We start from the raw sequence: 22748 nt of genomic DNA, 5'->3' as shown, positions 1-22748 counted from the left end.
AGTTTTATTTTTTTACATAAATGGAATATAATACATATACACAAAAATTTATCTTTTTTTGTATAGAGGCGCTGGTTTTATAGATTTACACTTCAAAATTGAATTGATTTTAAAAAGTTATATTTTTGAATAGCAGTTTGTCGCCAGTGATCAGTTGCCAGTGATCAGTTGCTAGCCACCGGATACCAGCTACTGGCTACCAGCCTACCAGCTACCAGTACTGGTGACTGATGACTGGCAAAGGGTAGCACAAAACATTTGTTGCATAAAAAGCTTATCTTCATAAAGGCATAGATCAAAATCTATCGTCACAGGTCGATATCTTAAAAATTTATTGACAGCTTTTTTCTGTTGTGTTAAAATACGAAGAAATAAATAAATATACTGGAAATTGTGTCTTAGAGGTTGCGATAGATAAAGAGTACTGTGTAGGAGACGGAGGCGGTCAAGGATTACACGGGAAAGGTATCGTCGCCGAAGCCCATAGATTTGCCTAGATCTATGTTGCTGGGGCTATATTGAATAAATATAGAACTGTCACGAATGGATCACCCAGTCTATTCGTGAAGCGCTATTTCACAAGGGGTGAAAGTGATATTCTGCTGTTATGGGACAGCCGGGAGTATTTCTTTTACTCTCTGGCTGTTTTTGTTTTCAGCAAACCAGTCTAGATTTCAAAATAGCGGGATCCTTTTGATAAAAATGAGGGCAGCATAAGGAGGCGGGCTGTATGAAATTATTTGGAACCATGAAAGTAAATGAAAAAGGAGAATTGGAGATAGGGGGCTGCAGTGCCATTGCTCTGGCCAAGGAGTTCGGCACGCCTCTTTATGTGATGGATGAAAATCTGATTCGGGAAAATTGCAAACAATTCAAGAAAGCCTTTGCCCAAGAAGGTATGGTTACGGAAGTGATCTATGCTTCCAAGGCATTTTTAAATATGGCTATGTGCAGATTGATCCAAGAAGAAGGATTGGGTCTGGATGTGGTTTCCGGCGGGGAAATGTATACTGCCTTTAAGGCAGGTTTTCCCATGGAGAAAGTGTATTTCCACGGCAACAACAAAACAGAGGATGAACTGGAGATGGCCCTGACCCATGGCGTAGGCACCATCATTGTGGACAATCAGCATGAAATGAAGATCTTACATGGGCTATGCAATAGAAAAAATCAAAGGATAGATATTTTATTAAGGGTAAATCCGGGAATTGAGGCCCATACCCATGCCTATATCCAGACTGCGACCCATGATTCAAAATTTGGGGAGTCCATATACGATGAGAAATTGGGGGATATCATCCGTTTTGCGCAAACATCTGAATATCTCCGGCTGAAAGGTTTTCATTGCCATATTGGCTCCCAGATTTTCGAGGAAAAATCTTTCTATGGTGCAGTAGAAGTGATGGTGGCATTTTTGCAGCAGGTGAAGGAACAATATGGTTTTGAGACAGAGGCATTAAACTTGGGAGGCGGTTTTGGCATTTATTATTCCAATGGAGATGATCCTGTAGATGTGGAAGCGTGTTTAAGCACCATGCTGAAACTGTTGAAGGCGGGTGCCCATACAGCAGGGATCAGGATACCCAAGGTGATGATTGAACCGGGGAGAGCTATTGTAGGAAACGCCGGTTGCACCCTGTATGGCGTAGGAAATGTCAAGGAAACCTACGGGGGGAAAAAATATGTATTTGTGGATGGAGGCATGACAGATAATCCAAGGACAGCCCTATATGGGGCTGTATATGAGGCAGGGGTTGCTAATCGGATGAATGCACAACCCGAGGAGAGAGTAACCATTGCTGGGAAATGTTGTGAGTCGGGGGATATCATTATCCATGGAATTGATTTGCCCAAGGTGCAGGGCGGGGATATTATCTGTGTAGCCAGTACAGGGGCTTATAATTATACGATGGCCAGCAATTACAACAGGATTCCAAGACCGGCGGTTGTGTTTGTAAAAGAAGGAAAGGCAAAGATCGTTGTCAAAAGGGAGACCTATGACGATGTGATAAGAAATGATTTTGCTGATTAGGAGGATGAGGAGATGGCAATTGTAGTGCAAAAATATGGGGGGACCTCCGTAGGAACCATTGAGAAGATCAAACATGTGGCAAGAAGGCTTGCCGCCCGAAAGGATCAAGGGGATGAAGTGGTGGCGGTAGTATCGGCCATGGGAAAAACAACAGATATGCTGATCAGTATGGCCAAAGAAATTTCAGACGCTCCCAGCAGAAGAGAATTGGATATGCTCATGTCTACAGGGGAGCAGGTATCCATATCCCTTGTGTCTATTGCCCTCAATGAAATGGGGTATGAATCCGTATCCTTGACGGGATTTCAGGCGGGAATTATGACAGAAGGTTTTCATACAAAGGCAAGGATTCAGGATATAGATATTGATAGAATAAAACAGTATCTATCAGAAGGAAAAATCGTCGTAGTTGCAGGATTTCAAGGGATTAATGAAAATGGAGACATCACAACCTTAGGCAGGGGAGGTTCAGATACTACGGCTGTGGCCTTGGCTGCTAAGTTAGGATGTACTTGTGAAATCTATACCGATGTAGATGGGATCTATACGGTTGACCCGAGGTTATTTTCAACGGCCAGAAAACTGGATGTCATCAGCTATGAGGAGATGCTGGAGATGGCCAGTTTAGGTGCAGGCGTTATGGAAACAAGGGCTGTAGAGATAGGACAAAAATATAATGTGCCGATTTACGTTGCCCTAAGCAGCGAAGATTGGCCAGGAACTTATATAAAGGAGTATGATGTGACAATGGAAAGCAAAGTGATTACTGGATTGTCTGTTAGTGACAAAGATCTGATGGTAACCATTAACCATGTACCTTATGATGTGAAAAATATCTCTATGATTTTTGAAGAATTGGCAAAAATGGATGTAAACATCGATATGATTAGTCAAACAGCTCCGTCCCATGGGCTTGTGAACGTGTCTTTTACAGCACCCAAGGATGACGAAGACATTATTCAGGAGATCATGCAGAACATTACGAAAGAATTCAGCGATGCGGAAGTGGAGATAGAAAAAGACATTACCAAACTATCGGTGGTGGGAATAGGCATGAGAAGCCAATCAGGGGTTGCAGCAAAAATGTTTAAGGTTTTTGCCGATCATGACATTGCCTTTAAACAGGTGACTACTTCAGAGATTCGCATATCCTATGTGATCGATACAAAAGATAAGCAAAGAGCCGTTGAAGCGGTAGCCAAGGAGTTTAATTTATAATAATGGAAAGCCCCGGACATGAACTTGACGGGGACTTTTCATTGTTATAGGATTTTTGTGAAGGAACTCTTTAGCAAAAGGAGAGGGAAACATGACACTTCTTAAAAATATAGGAAAATATCTGCTGAAAGGATGTATTTATTCCGTTGCCTTTGGTATCATTGGGGCTGTATTTGCCATGATCAATGGGTGGGTTTTCTTAAAAGGAGCTTATATCTTTGTCTTGGGCGGTGGTGCACTGGTCATGGTGATTTCTGTAGCATTACTGATCGGTACGCCTAAGATGAGGGAGGAAATGGTCAGATCCGGAGATCAATTTCAGAATCCTAGTCGCGGGGCAGAAGGGATTGGACCGGCGATTATGGCAATGACCATGATCATTATAGGATTTTGGCTGGAGGCCCTCATGCATTGATATAAAAAATAACAGGAAAGAATTTATTCAAAAATAGAGAAGGATTTTTGAATAGAAAGGTGAAAGTAAAAGAATGTAAAACCATGATATTTTAATGATGGATTTATCCTGTAGGACTGAGGTGAAATGATGATGAAAAGAAAATTTGTCAAACTGTCCAAGGAAGGAAGGGTGGCAGTAATTACAATGAATCGCCCTGAGGCTTTGAATGCCCTGAACACAGAAACTTTAAAAGAACTGGATGCTGCAGTGGATCAATTGGCAACAGATTCTGAGGTGGATGTAATCATCCTTACGGGCGAAGGAAAAGCCTTTGTCGCAGGTGCTGACATTGCAGAGATGAAAGGGCTTTCGGCAGAGGAGGGAAGAAGGTTCGGGATACTAGGGCAACAGATATTTAGAAAACTGGAACTGATGGAAAAACCGGTGATTGCTGCCGTAAATGGTTTTGCCTTGGGTGGAGGATGCGAATTGGCCATGAGCTGTGATATTCGTATTGCCAGTGAAAAGGCAAAGTTTGGGCAGCCGGAAGTAGGCTTAGGCATTACACCGGGCTTCTCGGGAACACAAAGATTGGCCAGGCTCATAGGCATCAGCAAGGCGAAGGAATGGATCTTTACGGGAGATATGGTGGATGCTGGGGAAGCGGAAAGATGGGGATTGGTCAACAAGGTTGTTTCCCATGAGCAATTGATGGAGGAAGCCATCGGTTTAGCCAGCAAAATTGCCTCTAAAGCCCAGTTGGCGGTGAGATATGCTAAAATTGCCATCAATAGAGGAATGGAAACAGATATAGATACAGGCATCCAGATAGAGGCTGATTTATTTGGACTATGCTTCGCAACCCAGGATCAAAAAGAGGGAATGGCCGCCTTTTTAGAAAAAAGAAAGCCAAATTTTCAAAGCAAATAATGGTTTACGAAAAAGGGAGGTAATCTGTGATGAATAAAATCGGTGTAATCGGAGCAGGAACCATGGGCTCAGGAATCGCCCAAGTTTTGGTGCAGCAGGGTTATGCAGTGGTTTTACGGGATTTAACGGATGAATTGATTGCAAAGGGCATCGGTATGATTGCCAAAAACTTTGACAGAAATATTCAAAAGGGAAAGATGACAGAAGAAGAAAAAGCAGAAATTCTTCAGAGGATTCAAGGTGCTACGGATATTCAATCCCTTGCAGACTGTGAGGTGGTCATCGAGGCAGCCACAGAGAACATGGAGCTGAAGAAAAGAATTTTTGCTGAAATTGATAAGATATGCAAGCAGGAGACCATCTTTGCTACCAATACCTCTTCCCTGTCTATTACCGAAATTGCTTCGGCGACAAACCGTCCGGACAGGGTCATCGGCATGCACTTTTTTAATCCTGTTCCTGTCATGAAATTGATTGAGGTAATCAAAGGGTTGACCACGTCGGAAGAGACAAAAAATGTTATTCTTGAACTATGCAAGAGAATAGAAAAAACACCCGTGGAGGTTGAAGAAGCTCCAGGCTTTGTGGTGAACAGAATTCTTGTTCCTATGATTAATGAGGCTGTGGGGATATTGGCTGACGGTGTTGCAAAAGCTGAGGATATAGATGAAGCCATGAAGTTGGGAGCGAATCATCCCATTGGACCTTTGGCCTTAGCAGATCTTATCGGTAACGACGTCTGCCTTGCCATTATGGAGGTACTATACCATGAGTTCGGGGACAGCAAATACAGACCCCATCCGCTACTGCGAAAAATGGTAAGGGGTAATCTGTTGGGAAGAAAAACAGGAAAAGGTTTCTATACATATAAGTAATCTGAGAAACATGTAAAAGCAGTTGGATAGTGAGAAAACATCCAGCTGTTTTTTTTAGGGGAGCAAAATAGAAAAAAGTTCTAAAAAAAAGAATAAATAGAGGAAAAACGCAATTTCTGAGTGCTTGGCTGCTGTATGAATGTAATATAAATTTAAAATAGAAAATAAAATAATTATGCTAGAATAAAAATAGAGAGAAAAATGTTGAAAGGAGCCGGCTCGGCCATGAAAGTTTTTTTGAAAATTTTCCTAATTGCTTTTGTTAGTTTTGTCCTTGCCATGGGAGCAGGATTGTGGACTTTTGCTAAGTTTTACTCGGCACCTGTCGGCCAAACGAAAAATGATCATGGGGACGACCCTTCTTCCATAGAGGTAGTAGATACTGTGGAGGAAGAAGAGCCGGAGTCGGAAAAAAGCGAGTTAAAAAGGCTGATAAAAGAAAGCAAAAGAATAAATGTGCTTTTGTTAGGCATGGAAGGCCCTAGAACAGATACCATTGTATTAGCAAGTTTTGATCCGACAAAAGGGAAGTTGGATTTGATTTCTGTTCCGAGGGATACGTATTATCCTCGCAAAGGACAACATGCAGCAGATAAGAAAAAAATTAATGCAGTCTATGGTGACGAGGGGATTGAAGGAACGATGGCTGCCGTAAGGGATCTATTGGCCGGTATTCCTATTGATCGCTATGTGAAAGTAACATATACGGGCGTAGAGAGAATCGTAGATTCTTTAGGAGGTGTAAAAGTCCATGTACCGATAGACATGGTATATGACGACCCCTATGATATACCGCCTCTGCATATAAGAATTTCCAAAGGAACTCAAGTATTAAAAGGGAAAGATGCCATTCATTTTTTAAGATTTCGAAAAGGGAATGACGGTGGGGGCTATCCCGATGGAGATTTGGGAAGAATCAGAGCCCAACAGCAGTTTATGAAAGCGGCAATGGATAAAGTTTTAAGCTTTAGGCTTCCTGTTGTTGCCAATACTGTTTTCAAACATGTCAAAACCAATATGTCCTTGCCAGAGATATTGCTTTATGCCAAGGATGCCGTGGGAATGACGAGAAACGATATCCAAACCTATTCTCTTCCCGGCAAGGCTACAGAGAAAGGCCCCTCATATTTTCTACATGATATTGATGGTACAGAAAAATTAATCACTGAAATTTATCAAGAAAGCTATGAAGAATAAGGAGCGGAGAAATTTTACCGCTCTGTTCTTTTTCTTTGGTAGCGATAGAAAAGGTATTCTGAAAAATATGTTGAATATACATATAAGTAAATGGTATCCCCATGATGCAGGCAAATAGGATTTACATTTTAATTTTCCTGTTGTCGCGATGGCTTTTTATTTGTATTTGTTGTCGAGAATGCACATAAATTATAAAGAATAAGGAAAATAATAGAGAATAAGAAGCCCGTCAGGGAATTATTTGTAAAATAGAGGTGATTGCAGATGAAAAAAGAAAGAGAAAAGCTTGGCGTTCTACTTATTTTTGCCATCCTTCTGACTATAGCCAGTGCAGGAATTACATACATGATTGTATACAATCGACAGGCCGTTGACGAAAAAATGGATAGGCGTGCTTTAAAAACCCACGTGGTAGAAACCAAAGAACTACAAAAATTCGATGTTGCAGATATGGAAGAATTTCTTAAAGATGGCGAAGATATCTACCTGGAAAGCTTTCATGGACCTGTAGAGATGATAGAGTTGGATGAACAAGAGAGGGAAGAGATTGTAACATATTTGAAGGGAATGAAGCTGGAAAAAGCAGATACATCTCAAGGGGCAGAGGTGTATACCTATGCTCTCCATTTGAAAAATAAGAACATAAAACTAAAGGTGAATATTCCGTATCTTTATGTGGAGAATATGAAAGGAAAGTCAATGATCTTTGCGGGAGAACCCCATGAACAGGAAACCTTCGTAGGAAAACTGCAAAAAATTTACATGAAAAAATACCATCAAAGCGATCTTTTTAAAAATGCCAAGGCCATTACGGTTATCGCCAATGATGAAAAGCATCAGTGGGATCTAGACAAAAAAGAAATAGATGAATTGATCGGCAAGATTGCTCTGATAGCGCCGGTAGATGAGACAGAGGTGATAGGAATACCGGCGAAGTATCCGGACTACAGCATTATGGTGAAGACAAACCATCAGGAGTATCGCATACATTTGATGCACGAGGAGTTATTGACAATCGACTCCCTAGATCAGAATGCATATTATAAATATGACGGGAAATTGTGGAGCTATATCTTGGAAAAATATCCTGTAAAATTTCAGGCGGCAAAAACAGATCTCAAATATCTATTGAAAGCAAGTAAAATTATTGTTGACGATGCAAAGAACCAGTATGATTTGGAAGATGAGAGCTACTATCCTAGGACAGTGGCAAGAACTATTCTCCATGCAAAACCAAAGGAAGTGACAGGGATGGATGATCGGATCCTTCCGGCGTTTATCCTGACATTTATGATAGACGGGCGAAGTAAGGTAGTACAGGTATATAGGGATTACCTTACCTTTGAAGGAAGATATTATTATTGCCCGCGGATTGATGAGGCTATCCGAAGTACGATAAGTGTACTATAAATACAAGAATTCTTTATTTTTATTGCTTCAGTCACCAGCTGCCAGTTACCGGCTGTTAGCTACTGCCAAGGATCCATCCTTATGGGCTATTCCCTATCAGCCATTCTCTAGGAACCATTGATGACGAAGCTGAAATTTCAAGGGTTTATGAACCTTGTAGACAAACCCTTGAAATTTGGCTTCCTGCTCAGACCTGCGCCGCTTTTCCAAATAAAAAAACAAGGGAAAAGCGGCTTGCTGATTCGCGATGAAGCCTAAATCTCAAGGGTTCTTACTTATCCCTTTACTTTTTCTACAGACTGAGGTTAGGATGTAATCACCTAACCTTTTTATCTTTCTTGCACACTGCTTTTCGGGCATATTGTATTATACTGCGGCGGCCTTTGTATTTTTAAGTTTTTCCAACAACATTTCTCCAACCTTGTAAATATCTCCTGCACCCATGGTTAAAACCAAATCCTTGGGTTGGGTATGGATAGAAAGATATTCTGCAATTTTTTCAAAATTTTCCATATAGATTACATCTGGATGATGTTGGCGAATGGCATGCACCAAATCCTTTGCGTGAATTTCACCCGTATCTTTTTCCCTGGCAGCGTAGATATCCGCAATGATAACTTTATCTGCCCAGTGGAAGGAGACGGCGAAATCATTTAACAGAGACTTTGTCCGCGTAAAAGTATGGGGTTGAAAAATACACCAGAGGCGATGATGAGGATATTTGGAAGCAGCTTGGAGAGTTGCTTGAATTTCCGTAGGATGATGGGCGTAGTCATCCACTATGGTTCTGTCTCCAGCGGTTCCTAGAATATCAAATCGCCTATGGGTCCCTCGAAAATAATTTAATTTCTCCCTGATTTTTTCAACTGGGGCTCCCAAGGTATGGGTGGCTGCAATGGCCGCCAATGCATTGCATATGTTGTGGTATCCCGGTATGCTTAGTTGAAATCTGCCTAAGGATTCCCCTCTGAAATAAACATCAAAGGATGGAAAACCCATCTCATTGTAAAGAATGTTCTTGGCCATATAATCGCTGGTTTCTTTCATTCCATAGGTGATTACCTGACAATCTACTTGGGGCAGGAGGAGGCGAACATTTTCATCATCATGGAAGGCAACCAAATGTCCGTCCTTCGGAATCAGCCGGGCGAATTTTGTAAAAGCCTCAGTAATATGTTGAAGATCGCGGAAATAATCAAGATGATCTGCTTCAATATTGAGGATGATGCCTAAAGTAGGAAAGAATTTTAAGAAGCTTTCTACGTACTCACAGGCCTCTGTAACCAGATAATCACTTTCTCCTATTTTGATATTGCCCCCGATCTCATCCAATTCGCCCCCAACAAGGATGGTGGGTTGAAAGCCGCTATGTTCTAAAATGAGGGAAACCATGGATGTGGTGGTGGTTTTTCCATGGGTACCGGAAACGGCAATGCTGTTTGTAAATTTTTTCATCAATAGACCAAGCATTTTAGCACGATCGATGATGGGAATATTTAATTCTCTGGCTTTTTTCAGCTCTGGATTGTCGGTTTTAATGGCAGCAGTATATACAACCAGATCGCAGTCTTGTATGTTTTCGCTGCTGTGGCCAATATGTATGGTTGCACCTTTTTGGGACAGCCTTTCCGTTATTTTTGAAGGGTGCGTATCTGAACCTGAAACGATGTAGTTGAAACTGAGCAATAGCTCGGCGATGCCACTCATGCTGATGCCGCCGATGCCGATAAAATGAATGTGTTTTATACCTTGTTCCGTTAAGTCTAAATGGATCATTGTTCTCTCCTCCAATTCGAAGATAAAATTAGGATTGGATTGGCACTGAATTTATCTTCAGGGAATATGAAAATCGCACTCCAGAAAAATATAGCAGTGATTCCTTTGTAGTATTGACATATTTTTTATGAATATATAGGAGAATGAAATAAAAAACTTTCTGCAAGACACTAGTGAAATTATATCATACTATTATATTTTATAATATATAGGAAATTATATGACATGTAGGAAAGAATAGGGAACGATCTTTGTGGCAAAAAATGCACAGAATTGATTTCATTTTTTAAAAAGATTTCCTTTAAATTTAGAAAAAATATTGAATCCTTTGGTAAAAGCGAATAAAATTATATACAAACAAGGAAAATATTCGGAATGGAGCGAAAAAGGATGAAGTTAAAGAGAAACGAAAGAATTGGAGCATTAATCAAAATTCTTAGTGATCATCCCAATGAGATTTTTACCCTCAGTTATTTTACCGATAGATTTTATGCTGCCAAATCAACCATCAGTGAGGATATTGTGGTGGCCAAAAAACTGATGGAAGACTTGCATCTGGGGAAAATTGAAACCATTGCCGGGGCAGCCGGCGGCGTAAAATATATGCCCTTGATCAGCAGAGAAGACAGCAAGAAATTCCTTGAGGAGATCAGCAACAAGTTGTCGGATCCTGGCAGGATTATACCGGGGGCCTTTTTATACATGGCGGATATCATTTATAATCCGTCTCTGGTAAGGAAGATGGGAGAAATTTTTGCCACTCAGTTTGTTGAAGAATCCATTGATTATGTAGTTACAGTGGAGACAAAGGGCATTCCCCTTGCCATGATGACGGCCAATGCATTGAATGTGCCTTTGATTATATTGAGGAGGGACAGCAAGGTAACGGAAGGCTCCACCGTAAGCATCAACTATGTTTCAGGATCCACGGGAAAAATTCAAACCATGTCTGTGGCGAAAAGGGCTATAAAACATGGGGCCAATGTCATTATTATCGATGATTTTATGAAGGCCGGAGGTACGGCGAAAGGCATGACGGATATTATCCAAGAGTTTGAAGGACATGTAAAAGGGATAGGAGTGATGATTGCCACAAGGGAGCCGAAGGAAAAATTGGTGCAGGATTATGTTCCTTTGCTGATATTGGATAAAGTAGATCCGATTTGTCAGCAAATATTGATTTATCCTAACGAAAAATTGTTCTAAGCCTTCTTTTGCTCTTTGGACACAAGGAAGGATACGAATAGAGACGCGAAAAATTGTAAATTTTCACATATTTCAGAAGGAAATTGAAGATTCGTGGAGAATATGTAATGCATCTTATAAGTTGGGACCGGGAAGGTGGTGAAAAAATGAAGGTTACTGATGTAAGGATTCGTAAAATAAATGATGAGGGCAAGATGAAAGCAATTGTATCAGTAACTTTTGATAATGAATTTGTAGTACACGACATCAAAATTATCGAAGGACAAAACGGATTGTTTATTGCAATGCCCAGTCGAAAGATGGGAGAAGGTGACTTTAGGGATATTGCTCATCCGATCAACTCGGAGATGAGGAATCGATTACAAGAAGCGATTCTTTCCCAGTATGAGCAGGTGAAAGATGTGCAGGAAGAAGAGTAAGAAAGTAAATCCTGTACGGGTAATGGATGTGATACAAAACCTCCTTAGAGAAATTGTACTATAGTAGAAAGCAATTTTTCTAAGGAGGTTTTGGGTTGCAGCGACGAAATGGAGAAATTTTTGGAAGGGATGTTCAAGTCCCTTTTTGTTTTTTTAAAAAAGTGGTATACTAAAGGACGGGAAAATAGAAGAGAGTAAGCTTAGGGAAAAATTATTGAAAATAAGGAGTGGCGCAGATGAGTACAATAACTGCTGTGATTTTAGCAGCAGGGGCTGGAACCAGAATGAAATCGAAGCTTCCGAAGGTAATTCATTCCGTGGCGGGAAGACCTATGGTAGAGCATGTGATTGACGCAGCGGAGGAAAATGATGTAGATCGCATGATTGTGGTGATTGGTCATGAGGCAGAGCAAGTGGAAAAGGCAATTGGACATAGAAAGGTTCAATTTGTACTGCAGAAGGAGCAACTGGGAACAGGGCATGCAGTGATGCAAACAGAAAGTCATCTGGAGGATGAGGGTTATGTATTGCTGCTCTATGGGGATACTCCCCTCATTAGGTCGGAAACCATCCGGGAATTGATCCACTATCATCAAAAGGGAAATTACGGTGCTACAGTTTTAACGGCCCAATTGGATGATCCTACGGGGTACGGCAGGATTATTCGAGATGAGAATGGCCTTGTCAAGAAAATCGTAGAACACAAAGATGCAACGAAACAGGAAAAAGAAATCCAGGAAGTCAATTCGGGAATGTATTGTTATAATTCAAAATTGCTTAAAGAAGCGTTAAAAAAGCTTACCAATGACAATGCTCAAAAAGAATATTATATTACTGATGTGGTGGAAATACTTAATCGCGAGGGTCATCGGGTTGGAGCCTATACGGTAGCAGACAGGACGGAGATCATGGGAGTTAACTCCAGGGCTCAGTTGGCTGAGGCAGAGGAAATCATGCGGAAAAGAATCCTCCAGCAATGGATGGAAGAAGGCGTGACGATTATCGATCCTTATCATACCTATGTGGACAAAGGCGTAAAAATCGGGAGAGATACGGTCCTCTATCCCGGTGTGATTCTCAAAGGGAATACGGAAATTGGAGAGGACTGCGTGATCGGCCATAATTGCCGCATCGAAGGATCTATTATAAAAAATCATGTAGAAATACAGAGTTCTACGATTATTGACAGTTTCGTGGATGATTATTGTCAGATCGGTCCTTATGCCTATTTAAGACCGAACAGCAGGCTGGGACAGCATGTAAAAATCGGTGATTTTGTTGAGGTGAAAAACTCTACCATCGGTGATTATTCCAAGGCGTCCCATCTGGCCTATATTGGCGATGGGGAAGTTGGAAAGCATGTAAACATCGGCTGCGGTGTTGTCTTTGTGAATTATGACGGCAAGAACAAGTACAAGACCATAGTGGAAGATTATGCCTTTGTGGGCAGCAATGTAAACTTGGTGGCACCGATAACCGTAAAGAAAAATGGCTATATTGCTACCGGTTCTACCATTACGAAGGAGGTTCCCGAAGGGGCCCTTTCGGTAGCAAGGGCAAGGCAAGAAAATAAGCTGGGGTGGGTAGCGCGAAAAGGCCTCTTGAAGCAGAGGGATTTGAAGGAGGATACAAATGAATATTAATGGACAAACGATAAAAGTTTTTTCAGGAAATGCAAGCAAGGATTTGGCATTGAAAATTTGTGAGGTCTTAGGAGTAAAGTTGGGAGATGCAGAGGTAGGTTCCTTCAGTGATGGGGAAATTGCTGTAAATATTCGAGAAACCGTAAGGGGTGCCGATGTGTTTGTGGTGCAATCCACCTGTGCACCGGTGAATCGCCATCTCATGGAGCTCTTAATCATGATTGACGCTTTAAAAAGAGCTTCTGCCGGAAGAATTACAGCGGTCATCCCCTACTATGGCTATGCACGCCAAGACCGTAAGGCCAAGGCCAGGGATCCCATTACGGCCAAACTGGTGGCAGACCTTATTACCACAGCCGGTGCAGATCGCGTATTAACGATGGATTTACATGCCGCCCAGATTCAAGGATATTTTAATATCCCTGTGGATCATTTATTGGGTGTGCCTATTTTAGCAGAATATTTTAAAAAAATTGCCCTGGAAGATTTGGTGGTGGTATCGCCGGACCTCGGCAGCGTAACAAGGGCCAGGAACTTTGCAAACCTGCTGGATACGCCCATCGCCATCATTGATAAGAGAAGGCCGAAGGCCAATGTATCTGAGGTGATGAATATCATCGGCGAAATCGAAGGGAAAAACGTTATTCTCGTGGATGACATGATTGACACAGCAGGGACGATTACGCAAGGGGCAAAGGCATTAAAGGATTTTGGAGCGAAGGAAGTTTATGCCTGCTGCACCCATCCGGTGCTTTCAGGGCCGGCCATCGAGCGGATTGAAAGTTCTGTCATCAAGGAGCTTGTGGTGCTGGATACAATCCCCCTGCCCGAGGAAAAGAAATTAAAAAATATTACTACTTTGTCGGTAGCGTCTATTTTTGCAGAGGCCATTCGAAGGATTTATGAGAATCTTTCCGTAAGCAAGTTGTTTGATTAATGAAGGCGGATGAATTTCCGCCATTTTTTTTGCAACGACCTGCGGGAAATGCGGCAATTTTCCTATACATGATGCAAGGGATTACAAAAATATTGCATGATTCACAAAATTTTCATATAATAAAAACAACAAAAAATGTCGAAATATGTTTTGAAATGATCTTTTTATTTTTTTATGGAGAAGGAGGCTTTTATGTGAAAAGAGGAATCCGATTTAAATTGATTGTCAGTTTCATACTCCTGATTGCTGTGCCTATGGCAGTCTTTGGAGTCAATTCCTTTTTTAAATCCGTAGACTTGATGAAGGCAAATCTGAAGGACAGCACCGGTTCCATCGTAAATGAAGTGGGCCACTCGGTAGATCTTTATCTGCGGGGCTTAGAAGAAAATTTGGGGACTTTGGCTACCGATGCCAACGTAGAACAGGTGCTGTCTCATCCTGACTCTCCTAAATGGATGATGTACGGCTTTGAGAATTTTGCCAAGAATCATCCCGATGTGCTGAATGTCTATATTGGCACCAAGGATAAGCAAATGTTCCTGTATCCTGCCACAGAGCTTCCGGAAGGCTATGATCCTACTTCCAGGCCCTGGTATCAGGATGCCGTAAAGAAAAACGGCCTGGTCTGGACAGACCCCTATGTGGATGCGGGGACAGGAAAGGTGGTTGTTTCCGTTGCCAAGCCTGTGTATGACAGCAGGAACAACAATGAATTTGTAGGGGTTGTAGCCCTAGATGTTTCCCTGGAACATTTGTCCAAATTGATTAACGCCATCCAAATTGGGGAAATGGGCTATGTGGTCTTGTTGGATAAAACAGGCAATATCATGACCCATCCTAATCACGAACTCATCGGAAAACCTGTACCGGTTCCTCAGGTGGCTGAGGCCATCAGCAAGGAAAAGTCCGGAGTGGTAGACTATGTGATGGAAGAAAAAGGCGTCCACGAAGAAAAATTCGGCGTGTTTACTACCATGGACCGCGTGGGCTGGCGGGTATTGGCAACCATGTACATAAAAGAAATTCAGAACCAATACACAACCCTTCTATATTCCAGCTTGCTGATTGGTATTGTTGCATTGGCCGCTGCCATTGTAATATCGGTATTATTATCTAATAGTATTGCAAAACCCCTGAAAACTCTGGCAAAGGATATGGAACGGATGAAGGAAGGGGATTTCACCGTCCGCTGTCAGGTAAAATCCAAGGATGAAGTAGGAATGCTTGCCGACAGCTTTAATGTTATGGTAGAAGGATTAAAGGAGCTGGTGGCTCAAGTAAGGCATGTGTCGTCAGAAGTAAGCAGCGCTTCGGAAACTTTGGCAGCTACATCCGAAGAAACCAGTGCTTCTGCGGAAGAGGTAGCCCGAACGGTGGAGGAAATCGCCAAGGGGGCATCAGAACAGGCGGCAGAAGCAGAGAAGGGTTCCATGCTGGTTTCCAATCTGGCGGATAAATTCAATAAATTGACGGAAGGTACCTATGAAATGACAAAGGTATCGGAACAAGTAATGGATGCCAATATGAATGGGGTACAGGCAGTAGAAGTATTAAAGGATAAGACAAGATTAAACAATCAGGCGACCCAGCGCATTGTGGAGGCCGTCACAGAATTAGACAGTGAATCCCAGCATATCGGAGGTATTTTGGATACCATCAGCAGTATTGCAGAGCAGACCAACCTTTTGGCCCTCAATGCAGCCATCGAAGCTGCCCGCGCCGGTGATGCGGGAAGAGGTTTTGCCGTTGTGGCCGATGAGATCCGGAAACTGGCAGAACAATCCGGAAAATCTGCCGATGAAATTAAAGAAATCGTATTAAGTATTCAAAATCATACAAAATCAACGGTCAATATTATGGCAGAAGTGAAGGAACGCAATAAGGAACAGGGACAAGCTGTAGGGGAAGTAAGCAAATCCTTTGGGGATATTTCTAAATCTATTGAATTGATCAGCCAAAAGATAGAGGCAATTAGCCAATATGTAGTAGAGATGAACAAGGACAGCCAAAATATTGTGGCTGCAATTGAGAACATTTCGGCCGTATCGGAAGAAACTGCGGCCTCTTCCGAGGAAGTAAGTGCTTCCATGCAGCAGCAAACCTCCGCCGTTGAGGAAGTAGCCAGGGCAGCAGACAAACTAAATGAGCTGGCGGCTCAGCTGAGCAATGAATTAAACAGATTTAAGATATAGGCAAATAGCCGGGTTTTCCCGGCTATTAGCTTGTAGACAAACCCTTGAGATTTGGCTTCCTGCTCAGATCTGCGCCGCTTTTCTAAATAAAAAAACAAGGGAAAAAGCGGCTTGCTGATTGGCGACGAAGCCTAAATCTCCAAGGGTTCTTACTTATCCCGTTACTTTTTCTACAGACTGATAGCCGGGTTTTCCCGGCTATTTTGATGGATGTCAACGGGTGACAGCCGGTGATTCGCTGCAATGATCGATCCATATGGCACAATGGGATAAAATCAACAAGAAAAAATTGAAACTGAAATTCTTGTGATATAAATGTGATATAATAATGGATGACTGTATCAATAGAGAAAGGGTGCAAAAAGGATGTTTGTTGTTGTCGGACTGGGAAATCCGGGGAGACAGTATGCAGGTACGAGACATAATGTAGGCTTTGATGTCATAGATTATTTATCGTATAAGCATAATATTCCCGTAAACAAAATAAAATTTAAAGCTTTGATGGGAGAGGGCCTGATCGCAGGCCAAAAGGCTATGCTGGTGAAACCCCAGACCTATATGAACCTAAGTGGCCATACGGTATTGGAAATACAAAATTTTTATAAGCTGGATCCTGAACAATTGATTGTCATTTATGATGATATTGATCTGGAAGTGGGAAAACTAAGGATTAGAGGCAAAGGAAGTGCCGGTACCCACAATGGCATGCGGTCTATTGTCTATGAAATTCAGACCGATCATTTTACCAGGGTGAGAATCGGTATTGGAAGACCCCAGCGGGGAGACTTAGGGGATTATGTATTGGGTAAATTTTCAAAGGAAGATCGGGAATTGATCGACATGACCATCCAAAGGGCTGCGGAAGCAGTGGAGGCCATGTTGGGAAAAGGCATCCAGGAAGCGATGAATCAATACAATGGATAAATGAGATGGGTTTTCCAGATGTGCAAATATATGGCGGCCATGCCCAGGTAGAAAAGATCTGGGCTTGTGGTGTTGCAATGAATCGAAGGGTGTGAATAGATTGACGTTCAATGTATTTATTGAAGGAATAAAGGAATTAAAGGAATTCCGCGAGCTGCGATACAGTATTGAGAAGGGATTGAATCCTTCGGCTATCCATGGACTGGTAGATGCCCAGCTCCCCCATATTGTATCTGCCTTAAGCTTGATGGAAAACAGACAATGTCTGATTATTACCTATCATGAGTTGCAGGCAAAAAAAATTTTTGAAGATTTGAAATGTTTTATGGATGAAAGCATATACTTGTATCCGGCAAAGGAAATTATTTTATATCCTATTGATGCTTACAGCCACCAGAGTATTGAGGAAAGAATAAGAATCCGGATCGAAATGGGACAGAAAAAATCTTCCGTTGTGGTGGCTTCTGTAGAGAGTCTGTTGAACCGATTGATTCCCAAAAACTTGCTTTTCATGTATTGTTTGAAAATTCAATACGGGGATAGGATTCAATTGGACGATGCGATAAGGCGCTTCCTTACATTAGGCTACGAGAGAACGGATACGGTGGAGGCAAAAGGACAGTTCAGCATAAGGGGGGGGATTATTGACTTTTTCCCCATCACTTCAGACATGCCCTATCGTATTGAACTCTTTGATGACGAAGTTGATTCCATCCGCAGCTTTGATTTGGAAACACAACTATCGATCGAAAAAGTCAGAGAGGTCTTTGTTGCACCTGCACGGGAGATGATTCTGGACAGAGAGGCAAGGGAGAAGGCCATGAAAGGCTTACAAGAGGATATAAAGCATCTGCCGAAAAAGGTGAAAGGCGATGCACGAAAAAAAATGGAAGAGACTGCAGCACAATGGATGGAAGAAATAGAAACAGGCTATGGGGGAAAAGACTGGGAGAATTATATTACCTACTTTTATGAGGAAACAGTATCTTTCCTTGATGATTTTGAGGAAAATGCTCTGATCTTTATCGATGAGCCATCGAGGGTTCGAGAAAAAGCCGATCATGTGTATCGTGAGTTTGTGGAAGCCTTTAGAGAGAAATTGGAAAGAGGCGAGATATTGCCGGAGCAGGCAAATCTTTTATTTTCCTATGAGGATATTTTAAATCGGCTGAGCAAAAAACAAGTTTTTGTCATGACCAGTTTGCCGAAAAACAATCCTGATTTTCCTCCAAAAAATATCATCAATTTTTCTTCCAGAATGGCTCCGTCCTTCCACGGGAAGATGGATATTTTTATAGAAGAGGCAAAACGCTGGAAATACAAAGGTTATAAAACGATTTTGCTCTGCAGTTCTGTAGAAAGGGGAAAGAGTCTCCAAGGAGTTTTGCTGAATCATCAGGTGGATACCGTTTATCTGGAGGAAAGGAATAGGGAAATTCTGTCTGGGCAGACTTTTATCCTGCAGGGCATATTGACGAAGGGCTTTGAATATCATGGAAATAAATTTTTGGTCATTACAGATCAGGAAATTTTTGGTATTTCCAAAAAGAAAAAGGCGACTGCCAAAAAAAAGGATGCAAGGCCCATCAAATCTTTTATAGACTTAAATATTGGCGATTATGTGGTTCATGAGAATCATGGCATCGGAAAATATGCAGGTATTGAACAGCTAAAGGTGCAGGGGGTCAAAAAAGACTATTTGCATGTAAAATACTCCGATGGGGGCTCCCTTTATATACCTATTGAGCAAATGGATCTGGTTCAAAAATATATCGGTGCCGATGGTGTTCAGCCAAAATTAAATAAATTGGGAGGGTCGGAATGGAAGAAGGCCAAAGCCAAGGTAAAAGGTGCCATTGAGGATATGGCAAAGGACTTGTTAGCCCTTTATGCGGCCCGTCAGATGATGAAGGGGCATGCCTTCTCGCCGGATACCCCTTGGCAGCGTCAGTTTGAAGATGCTTTTCCCTATGAAGAGACCCAGGATCAATTGAAATGTATAGAAGAAATCAAAAAAGATATGGAAAAGCCGGTGCCTATGGATCGATTGCTCTGTGGAGATGTGGGATACGGGAAGACGGAGGTGGCCATTCGAGCAGCCTTCAAATGTGTCATGGACGGCAAGCAAGTGGCCTTTTTGGTCCCTACTACCATATTGGCCCAACAGCATTACAATACGTTGATTCAGCGATTTAACCAGTTTCCTGTCACCATAGAAATGCTCAGTAGGTTCCGTACGGAAAGTCAGCAGGATGAAATTATAGAAAAATTAAGGATCGGAAGCATTGATATCATTGTGGGAACCCATCGGTTGCTGTCAAAGGATGTGCAGTTGAAAGATTTAGGGTTGCTTATTATCGACGAGGAACAGCGATTTGGGGTAAAGCATAAAGAGGCTTTAAAACAACTCAAAAAGCATGTGGATGTACTGACGTTGACGGCTACACCAATTCCACGAACCCTGCATATGTCCTTGATTGGCTTGAGGGATATGAGTATTATCGAAGATCCTCCGGAAGAAAGATATCCTATACAGACCTATGTATTGGAATATAATGATGAAGTAGTGAGGGAAGCCATTTTGCGAGAGATCCATCGCGGAGGACAAGTCTATTTTGTCTTTAACCGGGTGAAGGGAATTCAACAGATGGCTGCCAAGATGCGGAGACTGGTGCCGGAGGCGAGAATTGCCGTAGGCCATGGGCAAATGAGTGAAAGAGAGTTGGAAAATGTCATGATCGATTTCATGAATGGGGAGTTTGATGTCTTGGTGTGCACTACCATCATTGAAACGGGTCTGGATATATCCAATGTGAACACCATCATCGTCTATGATGCTGATAAAATGGGGTTATCCCAATTGTATCAGCTGAGAGGAAGGGTAGGAAGAACAAATCGACTGGCCTACGCTTACTTAACCTACCAGAAAGATAAGGTATTGACGGAGGTGGCTGAAAAAAGACTGAAGGCCATTAAGGAATTCACGGAATTTGGCTCCGGCTTCAAGATTGCTATGCGGGATCTGGAAATCAGAGGAGCAGGAAACCTGATCGGTGCAGAGCAGCATGGACATATGGCTGCCATAGGGTATGATCTGTATTGCAAACTCTTGGAAGATACTATACGGGAGATGAAAGGGGAACAAGTCGCCAAAACTGTAGAAACAACCATAGAGATCAATGTAAATGCTTTTGTGCCGGAGGATTATATTGCAAACGAAAATCACAAGCTGGAAGTGTACAAGAAAATTGCATCCCTACGGGGGAAACAGGATGTGTATGATATTGAAGAGGAGCTTGAAGACCGTTTCGGTACAATTCCTCAGCCGGTGATGAATTTGATTTCCATTTCCTATATCAAAGCCATGGCTCAAAATCTAGGGATATCCCATATCTCGGAAGGGGAATCCTATATCAAATTTCAATTTGATGACAGCAGTAGAATCAATCCGGAGATCATTGCATACATGATGGATTGTTATGGCAATAGGATTCAAATTCATGGGGGAGTTGGGCCATATATTCGGCTGAAGCATGGTGGAGAAGAAAGCAAGCTGGATGAATCAAGAAATTTCTTAGAAAAAATTAGTGGTTTTCATAGGAATTGATTTCATATATAATAAAAAATAGGAAAAATCAAAGGCAGAAAAGGGAGAGGATGTGTGAAACCCATGAAAAGCAATGCAAGGGTCGTTATACTCGTTTTGCTAGTTGTCACAGCGTTGATTGTAGCAGGATGCCAAAGCGGAGGTATTGGCGGCAAGGATGGAAAGCCAGTGGCAAAGGTAGACGGAAAGGTAATCGGTCAGGATTTCTATTATAAAAATTTGGCTATTTTTAAGAAAAACTATGAAGGCGTCTACGGCACAGAGATTTGGAGTGTGGATGTAGGGGGAAAAACCTTCCTGCAGGCTGTTCAGGAAAATGTGTTGGACAAATTAATTACTGATGAGGTAATTATTCAGTATATGCAGAAAAATAAAGTAGAGATTGATGCGGCAGAGGTTGAAAAGCAATATAAAAATTATAAGGAGAAAATGGAAAAACAGCCGGAAGTAAAAAAGTTTTTGGATGAGAATAAGATTGATGAAAACTTTATCAAAGAACAAATCAAAACAGAATTGTATGTGAAAAAGTTTAGAGAAGAAGTGGAAAAAGAATTGGATTTAAACGATAAGAAATTACAAGACTATTATGACAATCATATTGAAGAATATAGGGATGTGCAGGTAAGGGCTTCCCATATTCTCTTGAAAACTATAGGGGATGACGGCAAGCCCATGCCGGAAGACCAAGTGAAAAAAGCCGAAGAGCAAGCAAAAGAATTGTTGAAAAGGGTAAAGAACGGAGAAGATTTTGCAAAGCTTGCCATTGAGTTTTCACAAGATCCTGGTTCTGCAAAGCAGGGAGGAGATTTGGGGTATTTTCCAAAGGGCATGATGGTTCAAGAATTTGAAAAGGTGGCCTTTGAGCTGCAGCCAGGAGAAATCAGCGATTTGGTGAAGACAGATTATGGATATCATATTATTAAGGTGGTAGACAAAAAGAGCGAGTTGAAGCCTTTTGATTCTGTAAAGGAAGAAATCAAGGGAAAGCTGACGGAAGAAGGCATTAGCGAAAAAATTAATGCACTCAAGGCGGAAAAGAAAATCGAAAAGAATTTAGAAAATATAAAATAAGCTTCAAAAAAATCTGTGGGAAACCACAGATTTTTTTAATATATTATTTGACTGTATTTTTTCATGTAAATTGGTGTGTTGGCTTTAAGTTAGTGCAAACTCATTCTCCTAAATCACATGATTTCTTTAGGTCTTTCATCGGCATAAAACTGATGTTGAAGATACTATTTATGATTCAATGTTTCCTACGGTATAACTTTGTATATGATTAATATTTGTAGAATTGCAGATATCTGGGTTTATTAATTTTATACAGTTTTCAAACTTTAGTTATTTTAAATTTGCAAAGTTATATTACAAAAGATTTGCAAAAATATAAAAAATAATTATATATTTACATTTAATTGAAAAATATATATAATTTACATTGAAGAACAGCATAACCCAGATTTTCATAATTTAGTAATAGACAGATGTAAAGCAATTTGTAATTTTATTTAAAACAAATTGAATTTAAATAATTTGGGTTAAAGGAAATGATTATTGTTGGATGACACTTTATTGGCGGTTTATTATTTTCGGAAGATTATTTACATGAATTATTTATTGTCGGAATAAGTTATCATTTATCTTTATTCTAATCCTCTGTTTAGAAATTATGAAATTTATACGAAGCTCAGAATGATTAAAAACATTTATACGATATGCAAAACCTGTAAGGATCATAAATAAACAAAAAATGGGGGGATTATCATGAAAAAAATTAGGGCTCCAGATGCTATGAGAATTCTGGTATTTCTAGTTCTATCAAGAATAGGGTTATAAATACTAGAATGCAAATTTACAACTCATATTCCGCCTAACTATTTTTACCAATTTAAATAATTTTGAAAATATCTGAGCTTCAAAAAGGAGTTTTTGATTTTATCTCGAATAATTGTATTATCAAGTATTCGAGGTGAATTCTATGAATT

The 22748-nt window shown here is 41.1% G+C and carries 17 protein-coding genes and 1 riboswitch; of the genes, 16 read left to right on the top strand and 1 reads right to left on the bottom strand.

Annotation, left to right across the window (positions count from 1 at the left end; all coding sequences use genetic code 11):
- Positions 1–391: 391 nt before the first annotated feature.
- Positions 392–582: riboswitch (Lysine riboswitch) on the top strand.
- A gap of 148 nt (positions 583–730) precedes the next feature.
- The 8 genes from lysA (at position 731) to AN619_RS15870 (ending at position 8317) form a co-directional block, all read left to right on the top strand.
- Positions 731–2032 carry a diaminopimelate decarboxylase gene (lysA, locus tag AN619_RS04475; protein WP_068555285.1) on the top strand — a complete coding sequence of 434 codons (1302 nt, stop codon included), beginning with the start codon at positions 731–733 and terminating at the stop codon, positions 2030–2032.
- 12 nt (positions 2033–2044) lie between these two features.
- On the top strand, positions 2045–3250 hold the full coding sequence (locus AN619_RS04470; protein ID WP_068555284.1) for an aspartate kinase: 1206 nt from the start codon (positions 2045–2047) through the stop codon (positions 3248–3250).
- A 91-nt stretch (positions 3251–3341) separates the two neighbouring features.
- Complete coding sequence (locus AN619_RS04465; protein WP_068555283.1) at positions 3342–3665, top strand: hypothetical protein; 324 nt, start codon at positions 3342–3344, stop codon at positions 3663–3665.
- 132 nt (positions 3666–3797) lie between these two features.
- Positions 3798–4577 carry a short-chain-enoyl-CoA hydratase gene (locus AN619_RS04460; RefSeq protein WP_068555282.1) on the top strand — a complete coding sequence of 260 codons (780 nt, stop codon included), beginning with the start codon at positions 3798–3800 and terminating at the stop codon, positions 4575–4577.
- A gap of 29 nt (positions 4578–4606) precedes the next feature.
- Positions 4607–5452, top strand: a complete 846-nt coding sequence (locus AN619_RS04455) for a 3-hydroxybutyryl-CoA dehydrogenase (RefSeq protein WP_068555281.1) — start codon at positions 4607–4609, stop codon at positions 5450–5452.
- A 225-nt stretch (positions 5453–5677) separates the two neighbouring features.
- The gene (locus tag AN619_RS04450) at positions 5678–6649 is read left to right on the top strand and encodes an LCP family protein (RefSeq protein WP_198153238.1); all 972 of its coding nucleotides are present in this window, start codon (positions 5678–5680) and stop codon (positions 6647–6649) included.
- Between the two features lie 264 nt (positions 6650–6913).
- The gene (locus AN619_RS04445; RefSeq protein ID WP_068555279.1) at positions 6914–8059 is read left to right on the top strand and encodes a hypothetical protein; all 1146 of its coding nucleotides are present in this window, start codon (positions 6914–6916) and stop codon (positions 8057–8059) included.
- 120 nt (positions 8060–8179) lie between these two features.
- A complete protein-coding gene (locus tag AN619_RS15870) occupies positions 8180–8317 on the top strand; it encodes a hypothetical protein (protein WP_157064909.1) in 138 nt (45 codons plus the stop codon).
- 108 nt (positions 8318–8425) lie between these two features.
- Here the strand turns inward: AN619_RS15870 and murC are convergent, their stop codons facing one another.
- On the bottom strand, positions 8426–9835 hold the full coding sequence (murC, locus tag AN619_RS04440; RefSeq protein WP_068555278.1) for a UDP-N-acetylmuramate--L-alanine ligase: 1410 nt from the start codon (positions 9833–9835) through the stop codon (positions 8426–8428).
- A 390-nt stretch (positions 9836–10225) separates the two neighbouring features.
- Here murC and purR point away from each other — a divergent pair, with 390 nt between their 5' ends.
- The 8 genes from purR (at position 10226) to AN619_RS04400 (ending at position 21834) form a co-directional block, all read left to right on the top strand.
- Positions 10226–11041 (top strand): pur operon repressor, encoded by an 816-nt coding sequence (purR, locus tag AN619_RS04435; protein WP_068555312.1) that lies wholly within the window; start codon positions 10226–10228, stop codon positions 11039–11041.
- Positions 11042–11187: 146 nt separating this feature from the next.
- Positions 11188–11460, top strand: coding sequence for a septation regulator SpoVG (gene spoVG / locus AN619_RS04430; RefSeq protein ID WP_068555311.1), 273 nt, complete (start codon positions 11188–11190; stop codon positions 11458–11460).
- 236 nt (positions 11461–11696) lie between these two features.
- A complete protein-coding gene (gene glmU / locus AN619_RS04425) occupies positions 11697–13103 on the top strand; it encodes a bifunctional UDP-N-acetylglucosamine diphosphorylase/glucosamine-1-phosphate N-acetyltransferase GlmU (protein ID WP_068555277.1) in 1407 nt (468 codons plus the stop codon).
- Positions 13093–14040: a ribose-phosphate diphosphokinase gene (locus AN619_RS04420; protein ID WP_068555276.1), complete on the top strand. Its 948-nt coding sequence runs from the start codon at positions 13093–13095 to the stop codon at positions 14038–14040. Before glmU ends, AN619_RS04420 begins: the two co-directional genes overlap by 11 nt.
- A 194-nt stretch (positions 14041–14234) precedes the next feature.
- Positions 14235–16232 carry a methyl-accepting chemotaxis protein gene (locus AN619_RS04415; RefSeq protein WP_198153237.1) on the top strand — a complete coding sequence of 666 codons (1998 nt, stop codon included), beginning with the start codon at positions 14235–14237 and terminating at the stop codon, positions 16230–16232.
- Between the two features lie 366 nt (positions 16233–16598).
- Positions 16599–17156, top strand: coding sequence for an aminoacyl-tRNA hydrolase (gene pth / locus AN619_RS04410; protein WP_068555274.1), 558 nt, complete (start codon positions 16599–16601; stop codon positions 17154–17156).
- A gap of 100 nt (positions 17157–17256) precedes the next feature.
- Positions 17257–20763: a transcription-repair coupling factor gene (mfd, locus tag AN619_RS04405; RefSeq protein WP_068555273.1), complete on the top strand. Its 3507-nt coding sequence runs from the start codon at positions 17257–17259 to the stop codon at positions 20761–20763.
- 63 nt (positions 20764–20826) lie between these two features.
- Positions 20827–21834 carry a peptidylprolyl isomerase gene (locus AN619_RS04400; RefSeq protein ID WP_242867329.1) on the top strand — a complete coding sequence of 336 codons (1008 nt, stop codon included), beginning with the start codon at positions 20827–20829 and terminating at the stop codon, positions 21832–21834.
- Positions 21835–22748 lie beyond the last annotated feature (914 nt).

Source organism: Thermotalea metallivorans, assembly GCF_001562415.1.
In the GTDB taxonomy this organism is placed as follows: domain Bacteria; phylum Bacillota; class Clostridia; order Peptostreptococcales; family Thermotaleaceae; genus Thermotalea; species Thermotalea metallivorans.
The sequence above is the reverse complement of the archived record's forward strand: the minus strand, read 5'-3'. Positions and strand labels throughout refer to the sequence as shown.

What these genes read in the sequence shown, in the direction of transcription:
- lysA (WP_068555285.1), top strand. Translation starts at nt 731, where the DNA reads ATGAAATTATTTGGAACCATGAAAGTAAATGAAAAAGGAGAATTGGAG.
- AN619_RS04470 (WP_068555284.1), top strand. Translation starts at nt 2,045, where the DNA reads ATGGCAATTGTAGTGCAAAAATATGGGGGGACCTCCGTAGGAACCATT.
- AN619_RS04465 (WP_068555283.1), top strand. Translation starts at nt 3,342, where the DNA reads ATGACACTTCTTAAAAATATAGGAAAATATCTGCTGAAAGGATGTATT.
- AN619_RS04460 (WP_068555282.1), top strand. Translation starts at nt 3,798, where the DNA reads ATGAAAAGAAAATTTGTCAAACTGTCCAAGGAAGGAAGGGTGGCAGTA.
- AN619_RS04455 (WP_068555281.1), top strand. Translation starts at nt 4,607, where the DNA reads ATGAATAAAATCGGTGTAATCGGAGCAGGAACCATGGGCTCAGGAATC.
- AN619_RS04450 (WP_198153238.1), top strand. Translation starts at nt 5,678, where the DNA reads ATGAAAGTTTTTTTGAAAATTTTCCTAATTGCTTTTGTTAGTTTTGTC.
- AN619_RS04445 (WP_068555279.1), top strand. Translation starts at nt 6,914, where the DNA reads ATGAAAAAAGAAAGAGAAAAGCTTGGCGTTCTACTTATTTTTGCCATC.
- AN619_RS15870 (WP_157064909.1), top strand. Translation starts at nt 8,180, where the DNA reads ATGACGAAGCTGAAATTTCAAGGGTTTATGAACCTTGTAGACAAACCC.
- murC (WP_068555278.1), bottom strand. Translation starts at nt 9,835, where the DNA reads ATGATCCATTTAGACTTAACGGAACAAGGTATAAAACACATTCATTTT.
- purR (WP_068555312.1), top strand. Translation starts at nt 10,226, where the DNA reads ATGAAGTTAAAGAGAAACGAAAGAATTGGAGCATTAATCAAAATTCTT.
- spoVG (WP_068555311.1), top strand. Translation starts at nt 11,188, where the DNA reads ATGAAGGTTACTGATGTAAGGATTCGTAAAATAAATGATGAGGGCAAG.
- glmU (WP_068555277.1), top strand. Translation starts at nt 11,697, where the DNA reads ATGAGTACAATAACTGCTGTGATTTTAGCAGCAGGGGCTGGAACCAGA.
- AN619_RS04420 (WP_068555276.1), top strand. Translation starts at nt 13,093, where the DNA reads ATGAATATTAATGGACAAACGATAAAAGTTTTTTCAGGAAATGCAAGC.
- pth (WP_068555274.1), top strand. Translation starts at nt 16,599, where the DNA reads ATGTTTGTTGTTGTCGGACTGGGAAATCCGGGGAGACAGTATGCAGGT.
- AN619_RS04400 (WP_242867329.1), top strand. Translation starts at nt 20,827, where the DNA reads ATGAAAAGCAATGCAAGGGTCGTTATACTCGTTTTGCTAGTTGTCACA.